This is a genomic window from Hyphococcus lacteus (assembly GCF_041058985.1).
In the GTDB taxonomy this organism is placed as follows: domain Bacteria; phylum Pseudomonadota; class Alphaproteobacteria; order Caulobacterales; family Parvularculaceae; genus Hyphococcus; species Hyphococcus lacteus.
In genome coordinates this window covers 1110367-1124928 of sequence record NZ_JBEHZE010000001.1, presented here as the reverse complement: position 1 = coordinate 1124928, position 14562 = coordinate 1110367, and the positions used below count along the sequence as shown (strand labels likewise).

Annotated in this window: 15 protein-coding genes; 10 read left to right on the top strand and 5 right to left on the bottom strand. The window is 52.1% G+C overall.

What is annotated here, in order from left to right:
• Positions 1–32: 32 nt before the first annotated feature.
• Both ABFZ84_RS05490 and ABFZ84_RS05485 read right to left on the bottom strand, forming a co-directional pair.
• Positions 33–545: a phosphoribosyltransferase gene (locus ABFZ84_RS05490; protein WP_369312935.1), complete on the bottom strand. Its 513-nt coding sequence runs from the start codon at positions 543–545 to the stop codon at positions 33–35.
• Between the two features lie 81 nt (positions 546–626).
• Positions 627–2144, bottom strand: a complete 1518-nt coding sequence (locus ABFZ84_RS05485) for a zinc-ribbon domain-containing protein (protein ID WP_369312934.1) — start codon at positions 2142–2144, stop codon at positions 627–629.
• A gap of 80 nt (positions 2145–2224) precedes the next feature.
• Between ABFZ84_RS05485 and ftsE the strand changes: the two genes are divergently transcribed.
• The 5 genes from ftsE to ABFZ84_RS05460 all read left to right on the top strand — a co-directional run bounded on the left by ftsE (position 2225) and on the right by ABFZ84_RS05460 (position 6226).
• The gene (gene ftsE / locus ABFZ84_RS05480) at positions 2225–2920 is read left to right on the top strand and encodes a cell division ATP-binding protein FtsE (RefSeq protein WP_369312933.1); all 696 of its coding nucleotides are present in this window, start codon (positions 2225–2227) and stop codon (positions 2918–2920) included.
• Positions 2917–3861: a cell division protein FtsX gene (locus tag ABFZ84_RS05475; RefSeq protein WP_369312932.1), complete on the top strand. Its 945-nt coding sequence runs from the start codon at positions 2917–2919 to the stop codon at positions 3859–3861. Before ftsE ends, ABFZ84_RS05475 begins: the two co-directional genes overlap by 4 nt.
• A gap of 82 nt (positions 3862–3943) precedes the next feature.
• Entirely contained in the window at positions 3944–4528 is a 585-nt protein-coding gene (locus tag ABFZ84_RS05470) for a YdcF family protein (protein WP_369312930.1), read from the top strand.
• A gap of 80 nt (positions 4529–4608) precedes the next feature.
• Positions 4609–5244, top strand: a complete 636-nt coding sequence (locus tag ABFZ84_RS05465) for a lysophospholipid acyltransferase family protein (protein ID WP_369312929.1) — start codon at positions 4609–4611, stop codon at positions 5242–5244.
• Entirely contained in the window at positions 5237–6226 is a 990-nt protein-coding gene (locus ABFZ84_RS05460; RefSeq protein ID WP_369312928.1) for a DUF2125 domain-containing protein, read from the top strand. Before ABFZ84_RS05465 ends, ABFZ84_RS05460 begins: the two co-directional genes overlap by 8 nt.
• A 6-nt stretch (positions 6227–6232) precedes the next feature.
• On the opposite strand, the gene ABFZ84_RS05455 is transcribed toward ABFZ84_RS05460, so the two are convergent.
• Both ABFZ84_RS05455 and ABFZ84_RS05450 read right to left on the bottom strand, forming a co-directional pair.
• Positions 6233–6586 (bottom strand): MarR family transcriptional regulator, encoded by a 354-nt coding sequence (locus tag ABFZ84_RS05455; RefSeq protein WP_369312927.1) that lies wholly within the window; start codon positions 6584–6586, stop codon positions 6233–6235.
• 95 nt (positions 6587–6681) lie between these two features.
• Complete coding sequence (locus tag ABFZ84_RS05450; RefSeq protein WP_369312926.1) at positions 6682–8052, bottom strand: leucyl aminopeptidase family protein; 1371 nt, start codon at positions 8050–8052, stop codon at positions 6682–6684.
• A 128-nt stretch (positions 8053–8180) separates the two neighbouring features.
• On the opposite strand from ABFZ84_RS05450, the gene ABFZ84_RS05445 reads away from it, so the two are divergent.
• The 5 genes from ABFZ84_RS05445 to ABFZ84_RS05425 all read left to right on the top strand — a co-directional run bounded on the left by ABFZ84_RS05445 (position 8181) and on the right by ABFZ84_RS05425 (position 12862).
• Positions 8181–9173, top strand: a complete 993-nt coding sequence (locus ABFZ84_RS05445) for a tetratricopeptide repeat protein (protein ID WP_369312925.1) — start codon at positions 8181–8183, stop codon at positions 9171–9173.
• A 95-nt stretch (positions 9174–9268) separates the two neighbouring features.
• Positions 9269–10486: an Nramp family divalent metal transporter gene (locus tag ABFZ84_RS05440; protein WP_369312924.1), complete on the top strand. Its 1218-nt coding sequence runs from the start codon at positions 9269–9271 to the stop codon at positions 10484–10486.
• The gene (pxpA, locus tag ABFZ84_RS05435) at positions 10483–11229 is read left to right on the top strand and encodes a 5-oxoprolinase subunit PxpA (protein ID WP_369312923.1); all 747 of its coding nucleotides are present in this window, start codon (positions 10483–10485) and stop codon (positions 11227–11229) included. The genes ABFZ84_RS05440 and pxpA overlap by 4 nt, the downstream gene beginning before the upstream one ends.
• Positions 11226–11915, top strand: a complete 690-nt coding sequence (gene pxpB / locus ABFZ84_RS05430; protein WP_369312921.1) for a 5-oxoprolinase subunit PxpB — start codon at positions 11226–11228, stop codon at positions 11913–11915. Before pxpA ends, pxpB begins: the two co-directional genes overlap by 4 nt.
• Entirely contained in the window at positions 11915–12862 is a 948-nt protein-coding gene (locus ABFZ84_RS05425; protein ID WP_369312920.1) for a 5-oxoprolinase subunit C family protein, read from the top strand. Before pxpB ends, ABFZ84_RS05425 begins: the two co-directional genes overlap by 1 nt.
• Here the strand turns inward: ABFZ84_RS05425 and ABFZ84_RS05420 are convergent.
• Positions 12839–14473, bottom strand: coding sequence for a BCCT family transporter (locus ABFZ84_RS05420; protein ID WP_369312919.1), 1635 nt, complete (start codon positions 14471–14473; stop codon positions 12839–12841). The genes ABFZ84_RS05425 and ABFZ84_RS05420 overlap by 24 nt on opposite strands.
• Positions 14474–14562 lie beyond the last annotated feature (89 nt).

Sequence of the window (14562 nt, the reverse complement as noted above, 5' to 3'; positions counted from 1 at the left end):
GAATGGTGGCTTTAGGCCACGATAACGTCCGTCTACCCCGCACCCAATAGCGGAACACCCCGTTTTCGGCCATCATCATCCATTCCATACCCAATCAGGAAGTCATCAGCCTTCGCATCAAACCCAATATAATCGCAGCTAATATCCTCCGCATGACCTGTTTGTTTCTTGACGAACACACATGTTTTGACCTCGACCGCGCCACGATCAAGAATCATCCCTTTGCCAAAATGTAAAGAACGTCCTGTATCAAGGACATCATCCACTAGCAGTACAGTCTTGCCGGTAAGGTCAATCGAGAAGTCTTTGAGCAAGGTCACAACCCCAGAAGATGACCGCGAACCGCCATAGGATGAGAGTTGAATAAAATCCACATAGGGGTCGCTGTTATGGCGATAGAGCGCCCGCAACAAATCGGCTGCAAAAACAAAGGCACCCGTCAACACAGGTGCCATTAAAAAATCCGCAGGGAGATCACGTGCAATTTCTTTTGCCATCTCATCAATGCGTTGGGCGATCTGATCTTCGGTATAAAGCGTGCGCATTTGAACGCTCCCCTCTCTGATATATGAAGGGACCGGTCATAATCGCTTTTAATGAAAAGCGCCAGTTTATCGGCGCATTTGTTATTCGTTCAGCGGCAATAAACTATCGAGAACCGTCGAAGATGCTGGTGCAAATGACAGCGCAACTTCCGTGACCCCATCTGGCGCTGGTGCTCGCGTAACAAATTCCACGATACCGCTTTCAGAAACCTGTGCTTCGCTCGCAGCAAAGGTCCATCGCGCCAACAATTCACCACGTGCGCCCAGCGCTTCGGCCTGTAGCAACGGTGTATCAATCGCGGCATCAGTCTCATTTCGAAGGTGTCCAGTGATCTCAATGGTTGGACCACCTGTCGACATTGCCAAACGATGACGGACATTATCAATCGCCAGTCCATAGGGATTGGCATCAATACCGATCACGGCATATGCATCCGCCGTACCCGGAGCAAGCTTTACGATATCATCACGATAGGTCACCACCACATAAAGCACACCAACAACCGCGAATAGCCACATCGCCCACCCAAACGCTCTGAACGGTGTCAGGCGGTTCTTATCACGCGCTTCGGCGCGGCGGCGCGCCTTACGGATAGCTGTTTCCAGTTCCCGTGGCGTAACTTTAAGCGCCGCAAAAAACTCATCATCAAGCGCCTGCGGATCAAGCGGACGTACATCCTCTAGCCGTGCCAAAGCTGTTGCGCGCCGGCGTTGGCTACGGATGCGACGACCAAAACCACGTTCAATCGGTCCATCTTCGCCAACATCTTCCCAATCAGCATCGACAACGTCGTAATCTATATCGTCTTCCTCATCGGAAAAACGCTCTTCTTCACGCGTATCATTTTGGCTGCGTTCATCTGCGTAATCATCATCGCCAAAACGCAATGGCTCGCGGCGATCCTCATCGCGTTCTTTTTTCTTCTTGCGCGCAAAAAATGGTCGATTTTCTACATCATCTTCATCTTCGATGATGAATTGACGACCTTTGCGCCAACCTTTTTCTTGAACGTCGTCGTCTTCGTCGCGGTCACGATGCGAGCGCCGAGATTCGTCACGATCATTTCGGCTACGCACATTCGCGTTGTCGTCATTGTGATCGCCGCGCCCTTTAGACTTGTTTTCTACGCGATCCTTAGGGCGCACAAATAGCGAATCATCTTCGTCATCTTCATATGATTTCCGACGTGGTTCTTCGTCCCGGCTGTCACGACGTGATTTCCGATCTTTGCGTTCGCGGTCTTGAAAGTCGCGATCGTCGTCGGATTCGTTGCGGCGTTTGTGGTCGCTTTCTTGATGATTTTTAATATCGCTTCTATCTTTACGATTGTCATCGCGGCCTTGATGATCGGCATCATCTTTTGGGACCCCAACACGGATTCTTGCACGATCACTGTTCTCGCGTCGGTTGGGCCGTTCAGTCTTTTCTTTATCGGCGCGGACGTTACTTTCCTTGATGGGCTCTACGTCAATCAACTCAGGAGCAGGCACAAACCAGCTTTCGCCACATGACGAACACCGCACGGAGCGTCCATTTGGGGAAAAACGCTCATCATCAACATCATAACGAGTGGTACAATCGGGACAGGTAATTATCATGACACGCCAGAATCATTTATGTGTTCACCAAGAGTGAAGCCGCGTAGAACTGACCGCTGCACACTCAGACCGGATGGAAAATGGATACCGGAAAAGAAATCGTCAGATTCGAAAATGCCGGGCTTTCCTATGAAGGAGCGCCCGAAACCCTTAGCGACGTCTCGATGTCGCTGTCGGAAGGTGAATTTCGCTTCCTGACGGGGCCTTCCGGGGCAGGTAAAACGAGCCTGCTCAAGATGATTTACCTCGCGCATCGGCCGACAAGGGGGCATTTTTCGTTGTTCGGTGAAGACGCCATGGAAGCGCCCCGCGAGGCATTGCCCGCGCTTCGCCGCCGAATTGGCGTCGTCTTCCAGGAATTTAGACTCCTCGATCATCTCACCGCTTTCGAAAATGTCGCGCTCCCCATGAAAGTCGCTGGTGTTAACCAAAATCATTACCGCGAAGATGTAAGCGAACTCTTAAATTGGGTCGGATTGGGTCATCGAATGGACGCAAAACCGCCAACACTGTCCGGTGGAGAGAAGCAAAGAGTGGCGTTGGCGCGCGCTTTAGTCTCAAAACCGGACCTTATCCTCGCCGATGAACCGACCGGCAATGTGGACCCCGCCATGGGCGAACGGATCATGAAATTATTCGTGGAGCTCAATAAATTAGGGGCCGCGGTCATTGTCGCGACCCATGATCTGCACCTTGTGCAATCCATTGGTAAACCGGTGTTAAGAATTAATGAGGGCGGCGTGTCTCGCAGTGCTGGCATTGGGGGAGCTTCATGACCACCGCCGCGCATGACGATGAACCCCAAACTGAAGAACAACCTCGAAAAAAACGTTTCGGATCGGGAAGTGCACCGCTTCTCCCCGAAGCCGGCGCAGCCGGAGCGCCCCTAACCGCTGTTATTGCCATTATGTCGTTTTTGGCTGTGCTGGCCATGGCGTCGCTATTGATGGTCAATCGAGCTGCAAGTGAATGGACGTCTGCACTACGGTCGGAAATTACCGTTCAGGTCAAAGGGGCAAGCCCCACCGAAATTGACGCCAGTGTCACCGAGGCGCTACGCGTCCTCAACGACACCGAAGGCGTGGTTGAGGCGACCGTGCGGAGCCGCGAAGACACCACCAAGCTGCTTGAACCTTGGCTCGGCGAAGGCAATGCCGAAGTCTTTTTGAACATCCCGGCAATTATCGAAGTCAAAGCCGACCCTACCTTACGTGACAATCTAGATCTCCTTCGCAATAGGCTAGTTGCCGCCGCACCGGGCGCAACGATTGATGATCATACAAGGTGGCATGACCGACTTTCTGGTGCCGCACGCTCAGGTCAGGCCATGGCATTATCTATTTTCATGCTGGTTATGGGGGCCGCCTGCGCGATATCGGTTTTTGCCGCCCGCGCTGGACTCGCGGCTAATCATGAAATTATCTCCGTCCTGCATCTGGTCGGGGCAACGGACAATTTCATTGCCGCCGAAGTGCAACGGCGGTTTTTCATTCTCGGCTTGCGTGGCGCTGTTATTGGTCTCGTGGTGGCTCTGACCGCTCTGGCGTTTTTGGCCCTGGGGATGAGTGCGCGAATGGGTACTGACGCATTTGTGCCTGCTTTTTCGTTAGGCGGTTGGGTGATCCTGTGGCTAGTTATAGCCCCCATTGCGACTTGCCTCGTGACTGCAATCACTGCGCGCATGACCGTATTAAAAACGCTTGCCAAGCAATATTAATATTGGCCCAACGACCACCCTAGACCCTATATAGTACGATCGGGTATCGTGAGCATGTGGCAGACTTGGGACGGATAAAATCGTGAGACAGTTGATTTCAAGTCTTACCGGATTAGGCATCCTCTGGGCGATTGGATTGTTGATCTTTATCGCCAAATTGCCAACGACAGAAAGTGTCGTACCGGATCAAACAGACGGTGTGGTCGTTTATACCGGCGGTGGCGGTGCACGCATTGTTGCAGCCATGTCAATATTTCAAGAGGGCAAAGGCGAGCGGCTTTTGATTTCAGGCGTCCATCCCAACACATCGCGCGCGCGCCTGTCTGAATTTTGGACCGGCACCCCAGAACGTTTCGATTGTTGCGTTGACCTTGGGCGCGAGGCCATGAGCACAAAGGGCAACGCAAGCGAGTTAAGTAATTGGGCCACGACCCATGCTTTCAAGCAAATTGTTCTGGTTACGTCTGATTACCATATGCCCCGCGCCATCCTTGAAACCTCTGCAAAAATGCCAAACGCAGAAATCAATCCTTTTGCTGTATCATCGGGCTATCTCGATAGTGACGGAAAACCCACCTCGATTAAATCGGCGCTACGATTGGCGGGTGAGTATTCTAAATTTCTATTGGCGCATGCCAAACGCTTTGTCGACAGCGTTGGCAAGTAATGCTGATACAACTTCGCTCGTTTATATTCACGGTGCTTTTGATTCTTATGGTTTTAATCATGGGAATTGTCTGCCTACCGATGATTATTAATAAAAAAGCTGCCCGAAAAACGATTCAACTATGGGCGCGCCTCACGCTTTGGAATTTGCGTGTCATCACGGGCATCTCCTATCGGATAGAAGACGCACAGAACATTCCACAAGGTGGCGCGATCATTGCGGCCAACCATCAATCAATGTGGGAGACGATCGCGCTTTATGCGCTCATGCCCAAACCGGTCATGATCCTCAAAAAAGAATTGCTCAAAATTCCCGTTTATGGATGGTGGGCCACAGGCGCTGACAACATTCCGGTGGACCGAAAAGGCGGGGCAAAAGCCCTTCGCGCGATGACGCGCAAGGCAGCAGAACACATCGCGGCTGGTGAACAAGTTATTGTTTTCCCTGAGGGAACCCGCATCTCCCCCGGCGAACGAGCGTCAATTAAACCGGGCGTCGCAGGGTTATATGCAGCCGTAAACACCATCTGCGTTCCTGTCGCTCATGATAGCGGCCGTTTCTGGCGACACCCAGGTATCAAAAAAACGCCGGGCACAATTACATTGCGCATCTTACCCGCAATCGCGCCCGGCCTTGACCGCAAAGAATTCACCAACGAACTCCGCGCCCGACTGGAGAGCGCACGCCCCGACCTAGAAAGCGTGAACCATGACTGACACCGCACAACAACTCCGGCGGCGCTGGCTATATGTACCCTACGCAGTCGCAGGGATTATCCTGATCGCCTATTTCTTTCTCTGGCAGGCCGGTGCCGGGGAGATGAAAAAAGCAATTACCGCTTGGGCGGATGATCAACGTGAAATGGGAATTGACGTTCAGTATGATGCGCTCAAGTCCGACGGATTTCCTTTCTTTTTACGGGTGCATGTCGAGGCACCGCGTATCGAAACCCAAGATCAAAGATATTCTTGGTATACGGAACGATTGAGCCTGGATGCCCTGCCTTACGACCTCAACAAGTTGATTTTTTCCACGCAGACAGAACAATTTATTCATGTTGATGGGTATGGTGATTGGGCTATCCGCGCCAAAGATTTTCGCGTTTCCATTGCAAATGATAAAACACACGAATGGAAATTCGCAGCCACTATTGGCCATCTTAATGCACATCGCCAAGCTGATGATATGCGCGTGAATCTTGGCTCGCTATTGCTCGATCTATCCCCCGAGGCTGGCAACCTATCGACACTAACCCTGAGCCTGGCGACCACAGATCTCAATCGCGAAGTCAAAAACGAGCGGCTTGATTTGGGCAATATGCAAACGGTTATTGCCTTAACAAAAGCCGAAGCTGTCGCAGACGCGGATTTGTGGCGTCACGCGGGAGGCCAGTTAATAATTTCCGGTTTGAAAACCGAAATACAACAATCAAAATTGTCCGTCGCTGGTCAACTATCACTCGACAATAAAAACCAGCCCACAGGCCAATTAAACACTGAAATCATCGCCCCTGCGCCATTCATAACAACGCTCGGGAAGCTTGGCCTAACGAGCGAAAAAGAGGCGGAAAAGCTTGCCGCCGCATTAACACTCACGGCAATTGCGGGGGGCGGAAAGATAGCAGCGCCAATAATATTGAACGATGGTAAGGCGCAAATCGCAGGGGCAAAAATCGCTGATTTACCGCGCTTCGACTAAAGCCTGTCAGCCATACATCGCATTCAAGCGCGGTTCTTCCGTATAGGTATCAACAAGGCGCGAGAAATTGTCGAGGTAAATAGCACCGTCAGCCGTTTTTTGCACAATAACGATGCGTTTATCATTGGCGTCTCGCACCCGCTTGATAAAGCCCAAAATCGACAATGCATCCAACGCGCGAGAGATCGCCGGCTTCGGCACGTTCAAATCGCGCGCCAATGCCCGAACCGTATGTGGTCCCGGTTTCAAGTAAACGGACAACAAAATGGCCCATTGGCGCATCGACAAATCAGGACCGTCCGCACGAACAGCGTCGCACATGACTTCTCGCCAAACGGTTAGATTATCTGTCGCTGCCATGTTGTTTCTTACGCCTTAAGCCCATGAACCAATTTATATCCATGCAACCGTTCGGCCGCTCAGGGCAAGGGTATTATCGGCAAAGAAACGACAGATTATGCCGCCGGGTAACGCTTGCTCAGAACGTCGAATAGCGCACGGATCGCCTGTGCCTCGCCGCCTGTGGGTCGTCCCGGTGCCGCTTTTGGCCGCCAGGCATAGATGTCAAAATGCATCCAGCGGTCGGCGTCCACGGCAAATTTCTTTAAGAAAAGTGCGGCCGTGATAGAACCGGCGAACCCGCCACCAGAAATATGATTTACGTCAGCGATGGATGATGACAGCATCGCCTCATAGTTTCGCCAAAGCGGCATCCGCCAAACAGGGTCGGCATTTTTGACGGCGGCCTCCTCTAGGGCGCTGACAAGCGCATCATCATCACAATAAAACGGCGCAAGCTCTGGCCCAACAGCCACGCGGGCAGCCCCCGTAAGCGTTGCCATAGAAATCATCAAATCCGGCTGCTCTTCTGCGCCATAGGCCAGCGCATCGGCAAGGATCAAGCGGCCTTCGGCATCCGTATTGCCAATCTCAACGGTAAGGCCTTTACGGCTTTGGAGCACATCACTAGGGCGGAAGGCATTACCCGCAATCGCATTCTCAACTGCCGGGACCAATACACGCAACCGAACATTTAATTTCGCCGCCATAATCATGCCCGCCAGCGCCAAAACATGGGCACTGCCGCCCATATCCTTTTTCATCAGCGACATGCCTGCGCCACCTTTGATGTTCAGCCCGCCAGAATCAAAGGTCACCCCCTTACCCACAAGCGTCAGGCGCGGCGCATTTTCATCCCCCCAACGCAAATCAATCAAACGTGGGGCATCGACAGATGCACGCCCGACCGCATGAACCATCGGAAAATTTTGGGCCAAAAGCTCCTCGCCCGTAATGACCTCTATTTGCGCACCCTCATTCGCAGCGAGGTTTCGGGCAGTATGTTCCATGGCGGAAGGGCCCATATCGCTTGCCGGAGTGTTAACAAGATCGCGCACCATCGTAATCGCGCCCGCCGCCCGGCGCACGCCCCCGATGTCTGCGTTTTCTGGCGCAACCAAACACGCAGAGGCAGGTTTTTGCTGTTTGTATCGATCAAACCGATAGGTCCCCAATAGCCAACCAAGGGCTATTAAATTCGCTTCGTCCGCGCCCGCTGATGTCGCGAACACATATGTTCCTTTAGGTAATTTTTCGGCTGCAGCTGCCGATATGAATGGATCGCTCCCGTCACCGACGCCAAGCAACACAGCTTTTCCATCAGCATATACGCCGCCAGCCTCGCCGTTGAAACCGTTGAATTGTGCGAGGGAGATCAACTCCTCTGGGGCATCACAGGAATCAATTTCGTTCTCTTTTACAGTATAAATAGGAAGCGCTGCATTGGCAGCGTCCCGTTCATAGTCGCTTAACAATTCTTGACGCATAAATAATCCGTTAACCTATCAATTCCGAGTTATCTTTTGATCGTACATTATCCATACGGTTAAGCCTTTATTGAAGTCCTTGCGTCATCATCCTGACAGAAATAAGCGGAATTCATCGAGGCGAGACCATGCTTAACGCATCTAGGCTTGTATACAAATACGCAATCATCACTGGCGCAGCAATTATGCTGCCCGCCTGTGCAACAACACAGAATGCGGGCACGCAATCCGTCAGCAATGACGAATATCGTGACGCAATTGGTGTTTATACCAACCCCGCAGCGGAAGAAAGCATGGACCCCATTGCCGCCGCTGCATTTTGGGGCACTCGGTATAACACTGATCAATCAGACCCGAATGTGGCTGTCCGGTTTTCACAGTCTTTGCGGAAGATTGGTTCCAATGATGAAGCTGTGTCGGTGATGCAAAAATCATCTGCGCTTCATCCGGACGAACCAACGGTAAATTTGGAATATGGCAAGGTTTTGGTCGAAGGTGGCCGGGCTTTTGAAGCTGTACGTTATCTCGAAACTGCGGTTGCGAAAATGCCAACGAATTGGCGTGCTCTTTCCGCATATGGCGTTGCTCTCGATCAAATCGGTGAACATTCGTCAGCGCGCGCAAATTATGACCGCGCCCTCGCCATGGCACCAAATGAAGTGATGCTTCTCAATAACAAGGGCTTATCCTTTGCGCTCGACGGAAAACTAGGCCTTGCGAACTCGACATTGCGCAGCGCAGCGGCGAATGCCGGCGGCGACTCGCGCATTCGTCAAAATCTCGCACTTGTACTCGCCCTTTCTGGCGAAATGCGCGAAGCCGAACGCCTCGCACGTTCTGATCTTCCGCCTATCGTCGCCGACAATAATATTGACGTCTTTCGCCAAATGATGACTCAACCTGCTTATTGGGATGAGTACGCTTCGGGCGATGTGGAAACGCCTAGCTTTGCGCCAGCAGCCCCGCTTGCGCCAGAACCAAAACCCCAATTACGCGAAGAACGCAAAGAACAGCCAAAAACACCAGACGGTGCGCCAATCGCATTAATTGAAGCGGCCCCCGTCACTAAAGCGTCGGTACAAGAAAACACAGGCGTAGAGTTAAAGCCTGCAGGCAACTAAACTCAGCCCCACGAATTAGCAAAAAGCCGTCTTCGTTCGCGAAGGCGGCTTTTTTGTTGGATGCATTTTCCGGCATATCACAGTAGAGTCTGCCGATGTTTAAACGACTTCGCGCAATCGGCCCTGGTGCTTTAACCGCTGCTGCCTTTATTGGGCCGGGCACTGTCACAACAGCAACCATCGCAGGTGCAACCTTTGGTTATGCGCTTGTCTGGGCGCTTGTATTCGCCACCATCGCGGCAATCATCTTGCAAGAAACAGCCGTCCGTCTTGGGGTTGTCGCCCAGCGTGGTCTGGGCGAGGCGGTGATGGAACAATTCACCGGCACCCCCGCATTAAAATGGCCCGTAGCCGCGTTGATCATTAGCGCATTGTTTATTGGAAATGCAGCCTATGAAGGCGGCAATATTGCAGGGGCAGTGCTTGGGATAGACGCCGCCTTACCCGACCTAGCATCACGACCAGCTCTATCCGGGTGTATCGCATTGCTTGCAGGCACCATTTTGATATTTGGCGGCTACCGAATAATCGAAAAAGTGTTGATCGTGGCTGTTTTATTGATGACGCTTTCTTTCGCAACTGCGCTTATTATTATCGGGCCGAATTGGAGCGCCCTTATTCGCGGTGCCGCCATACCCAATATTCCTATTGGTGCGTTGCCCATTATTCTCGGCCTCATCGGCACAACAATCGTTCCTTATAATCTATTTCTTCACGCCGCTGCCGCCCGGAAACGATGGCCCGATCCATCAAGCTTGGATGAAGCGCGATTTGATGCCCGACTTTCGATTGGCGTTGGCGGCATCGTCTCAATTCTCGTATTATCAACAGCCGCCGCCAGTCTTTTTGGCTCAGGCATCATTGTTCAGAATGCTGCCGATATGGCGCGGCAATTAGAGCCCGCATTCGGCGCGGGGGCGACCTTTCTTTTGGCTACGGGGCTATTTGCAGCCGGCCTTTCATCTGCGATCACCGCACCTCTAGCCACTGGATTTGCTGCCGCTGAGTTATTCGGATTTAAGCCCGACCCTACAGATTGGAAGTTTCGCTCCATTGCTGGAACAGTATTGCTCATCGGTACGTTGGTCGCGATTACCGGTATCAAGCCCATCGAAATAATCATCTTTGCACAGATTGCAAACGGGGCTTTGCTTCCGATCATTGCTGTATTCTTGCTATATGCAGCGAACAACAAAAAGCTTCTAGGTCAACACGCCAATGGATGGCTTGCGAATAGTGCTGGAATTATTGTTGTGCTCATCGCCGCTGGGTTGGGGATACGGGGGATCATGCGCGCGATCGGATTCGCATGATGCAATCAATCGACCTCAATGCTGACATGGGCGAGTATAAAAATCTGGCCGAGCAGCAAAATGAAATTGCGCTCATGCCGCTTGTTTCTTCCTGCTCTATTGCGTGCGGCGGCCATACCGGCACACCAGAGACTATGCGCGCTACAGCCCGCCTCGCCCAAAAGTACGGCGTACAGATTGGTGCGCACCCGTCATACCCAGACCCAGATGGGTTTGGTCGGCGCAGCATAGAAATTAGCCACAAAAATTTGCTTGAAAGCCTCACCGCACAGATCACGGGCCTCTTCGAACTCCTATCGCGGGAACAAATTCCAATGCGGCACATAAAACCGCACGGGTCGTTATATAATGACGCAGCCAAGACACCGGCGCTCGCGGCGATCATCGCTCGCGCAGCAAATGGGACGCCATTGATAGGGCCACCTAACTCGGCACTCGAACAAGCGGCTAAAGATCGCGGCATTAAGTTTTTTGCGGAAGGGTTTGTGGATCGGTTATACCTTGCATCTGGCGCACTAACCCCGCGCAGCGAAAACGGTGCGGTGATTGCTGATATTGATGTCCGCGCCACGCAAGCGTTGGCGATCGCTGAAAAGCGCGAATTCATGGCTAGCGATGGCAAATTACGGATTTCCGCCGACACCCTTTGCATTCATAGCGATTCTGAGGGCGCTGTTGAAACGGCCAAAGCCGTCCGAACAAAACTAGAAAGCGCAAGCTTTCTGATCCGATCGTTTTCATGAATAATCACGATTATCATATTGCGCCCTTCGGCGAGAATGGGTGGATAGCAACATACCTAGGCAACCAAAATATTGTAGATAAAGCGCTATTTGCTAACTCTGTCGCTGATAACATCAGATCAGTAAACGGAATTATTGACGCTGTGGCCGGCATTGACAGCGTGACGATAAAATTCAACCCATCCATTTTATCGGCACACGACGCACATAAACGTTTGGAACAGTTGAGTGAGGGGGCAGGCATGACCGCGCCGATGCCGAACCCTAAAATTGAAATCCCTGTTTGTTATGGTGGCGAATATGGACCAGACCTCGAACCACTCTGTAACGAACTGGACCTTACCCAAGAGGCAATAATAGAGCGCCACACAAACGCTCCTTACCGAGTACTCGCGGTCGGTTTTGCGCCCGGTTTTGCCTATTTAGGGCCAACCGATCAAATCCTTCATTGCAATCGCCACAAAACGCCCCGGCCACAGGTTCCCGCCGGTTCGGTCGGCATCGCAGGTTCCATGACTGGTGTTTATCCGCTCCAGTCACCGGGCGGATGGCAAATCATAGGTCGCACCCCGGCGACATTATTCGATCCTGATGCTGATCAACCCTTTATCTTCACACCGGGCACCGAAGTCCACTTCAAGCCCGTTGACGCAAAAACATTCTCAACCCTTGAGGGGGCGCGGTGATGGGTACATTCGCAACCGTTGTACAAGCCGGGCTATCGACAACAATTCAGGACTTAGGGCGGCCAGGTTATCGTCACCTTGGCGTGCCCCTATCAGGGTCCGCGGATCCCCTGTCGCTCGCCCTTGCCAATATCGCATTGGGGAACCCAGCCAGCGCCCCGGCCTTAGAATGCACCCTCAAGGGGCCCACGTTAAAATTCGCCACTGAAGGAAAAATAGCACTTGGTGGCGCACCCATGAACGCAACCATCAACAAAGTTCCAGTCGAATTCTACACTGCCATAAATGTATCTACTGGCGACACTCTGACTATCGGCCAGACAAATATCGGTGCACGTTGTTACATCGCCTTCGCTGGCGGGCTTTGCGCTTCATCATTTTTGGGTAGCGCTTCAACTTACCAACCGGCTGCATTTGGCGGGCATAACGGACGAGCGCTGACATCCGGAGATAAACTGTGCCTTGCGGAATTGGAGACTGGATCACCACGCGAAATTACACCCGCTTATCGCCCTCAAATTGGGCAGGATTTCTTTATTCGTGCCGTTGAAGGGCCAGAATTCAATCAGTTAACAAACGACGCTCAAGAGCGCTTTTTTCATGCACCGTGGACTGTTGGCCGACGAGCCGACCGCATGGGAATACAGTTATCGGGGCTATCAATGACGCTAGACAAATCTTTGCCAATGGCCAGCAGTGCGGTTTTCCCCGGCACAGTGCAGTGCCCACCCGATGGATCGCCTTTTCTCCTTTCTGTTGATGCCCAGACGATTGGCGGGTACCCGCGCATTGCCCAAGTGATCGCAGCAGACTTGCCGCTACTTGGGCAAATGCGACCGAACAGCAAAGTCTGGATCGCGCACACGTCCCACGAGAATGCTCGCGAAATTACGACCCAAAAATCCGCATTGATAGCCGATATTCTACCCGGTGGCCTTTTCCGTTGATGGCGTAGTTACAGGTTGTGCGGGTTGCGCGGCTGAACGTACCTCATCGAGCCACAACACCCGGATCGTCACAATAACAGCACCCATTGAAATCAGAATGAATAGCCCGGGCAAGCCTCCAAGGTTTGACAACATTCGCACCCCATCGATTCCGGTTGTTGAGGTCATGATAAAGGCGATGGCACCAACAAGAACGCCCCAAAATATTTTCATCTGATATTCCGCACCACGGCGCTCTTTACTTGGCGTGCCCTTAAGACATACCCCCGTTATTGAGTGCGTATTGGAATCCATGGCAGTGACGAAGGAAATAAAGGTCAGAATGATAAACAACGAGATGATAACCTGGCTGAAAGGAAAAGTTTCAAACAACGCATAAATCACCGATTCCGGCCCGCGCTCATCAAGCGCCGCCGACAATGCCCCGGAACCCGCATCAGCCCCAATCGCCGCGCCGCCAAAAACCGTCATCCAGATTGCACCAAACGTTGCCGGCGCAACAAGATTGAACAGAACAAATTCACGCACGGTATAGCCGACAGAAATACGCCCCAAAAATAGCGCTGTAATTGGTGCCCACGCCAGCCAATTCGCAAAATAGAAAACTGTCCAATCGCGTGTCCAAGGGTCGCCGGCTCTCTCGCCCAAAGCTAGACTACGCGGAATAAATTTAGTCACATATTCAACAGCGCTTTCCGCCCCGAGCGATAAGATGTGACCGGTTGGCCCTAATATCAGTACAAAGATAACAAGAGCGAAAAAGAATTTGGTATTCAGATCGGATAATATTTTTATGCCGCGTTGCACCCCGCTAATCGACGACAAAACAAATACCGATACGATCAACGCCATCACAAAAAGCCGCAACAGCGTGGTGTCATGCAGACCTGAAACTGTTTCAATGCCGCTCGCCAAGGTCATCACCCCGGCCCCTAACGAAGCGGCAACGCCCGCGACCAGTGCATAAAGCCCTATCGCATCAATAACAGAACCAGACTTGCCCAACGCCGCACGGCCAAAGACCAAGGACAATGGCCCGCTGAGAGAGTACGGACGGCCAAGGTTATAATGCGCGAGCGCAAACGCCAAAGCGGGCACAGAATAGATGGCGTAGGGTGTAAACGTCCAATGCATAAACATGGACGAAACAGCAAAACTCTCTGCGTCTGCGGAATGGGCCACCGCACCCGAAAATGCCGGTGGACTGTTCATATGAAACATCGGCTCCGCCGCACCCCAAAACAAAATTCCGATCGCAATCGTCGTGCACAAGGTGATCGAAAACCAGTTCCAGCGGCTGAGGATAGGTTTTGCCTCTGGGCCACCAATACGGACAGATCCGAGCGGAGAAAACACTACCCACAGAATCAAACCGACCGCCGCAAATGACGCATAACTAAATAGCCAATCAAAATGCGATAAGAGCCATCCATTCGCCGCACTAACTGCGCTATGGAATTCGTCAAAATCAATCAGACTGAAAGCTAAGGCACCCGTTAATAAAATCACCGGGGGCCAAAAAACGAGTGGACGGGTTGTCTTTATGAGTTGTCGAAAGATCTCTGCTACCTCGCTCGCAAAATTTACCGGCCCATTGACGTAAAATGGCACGCGCCTTCATTAGAGCTGGAAACATACAACACACCCACTCAGTTTGCGAATACGTAATGCATGACGACCAAACCAAGAAACACGCACCG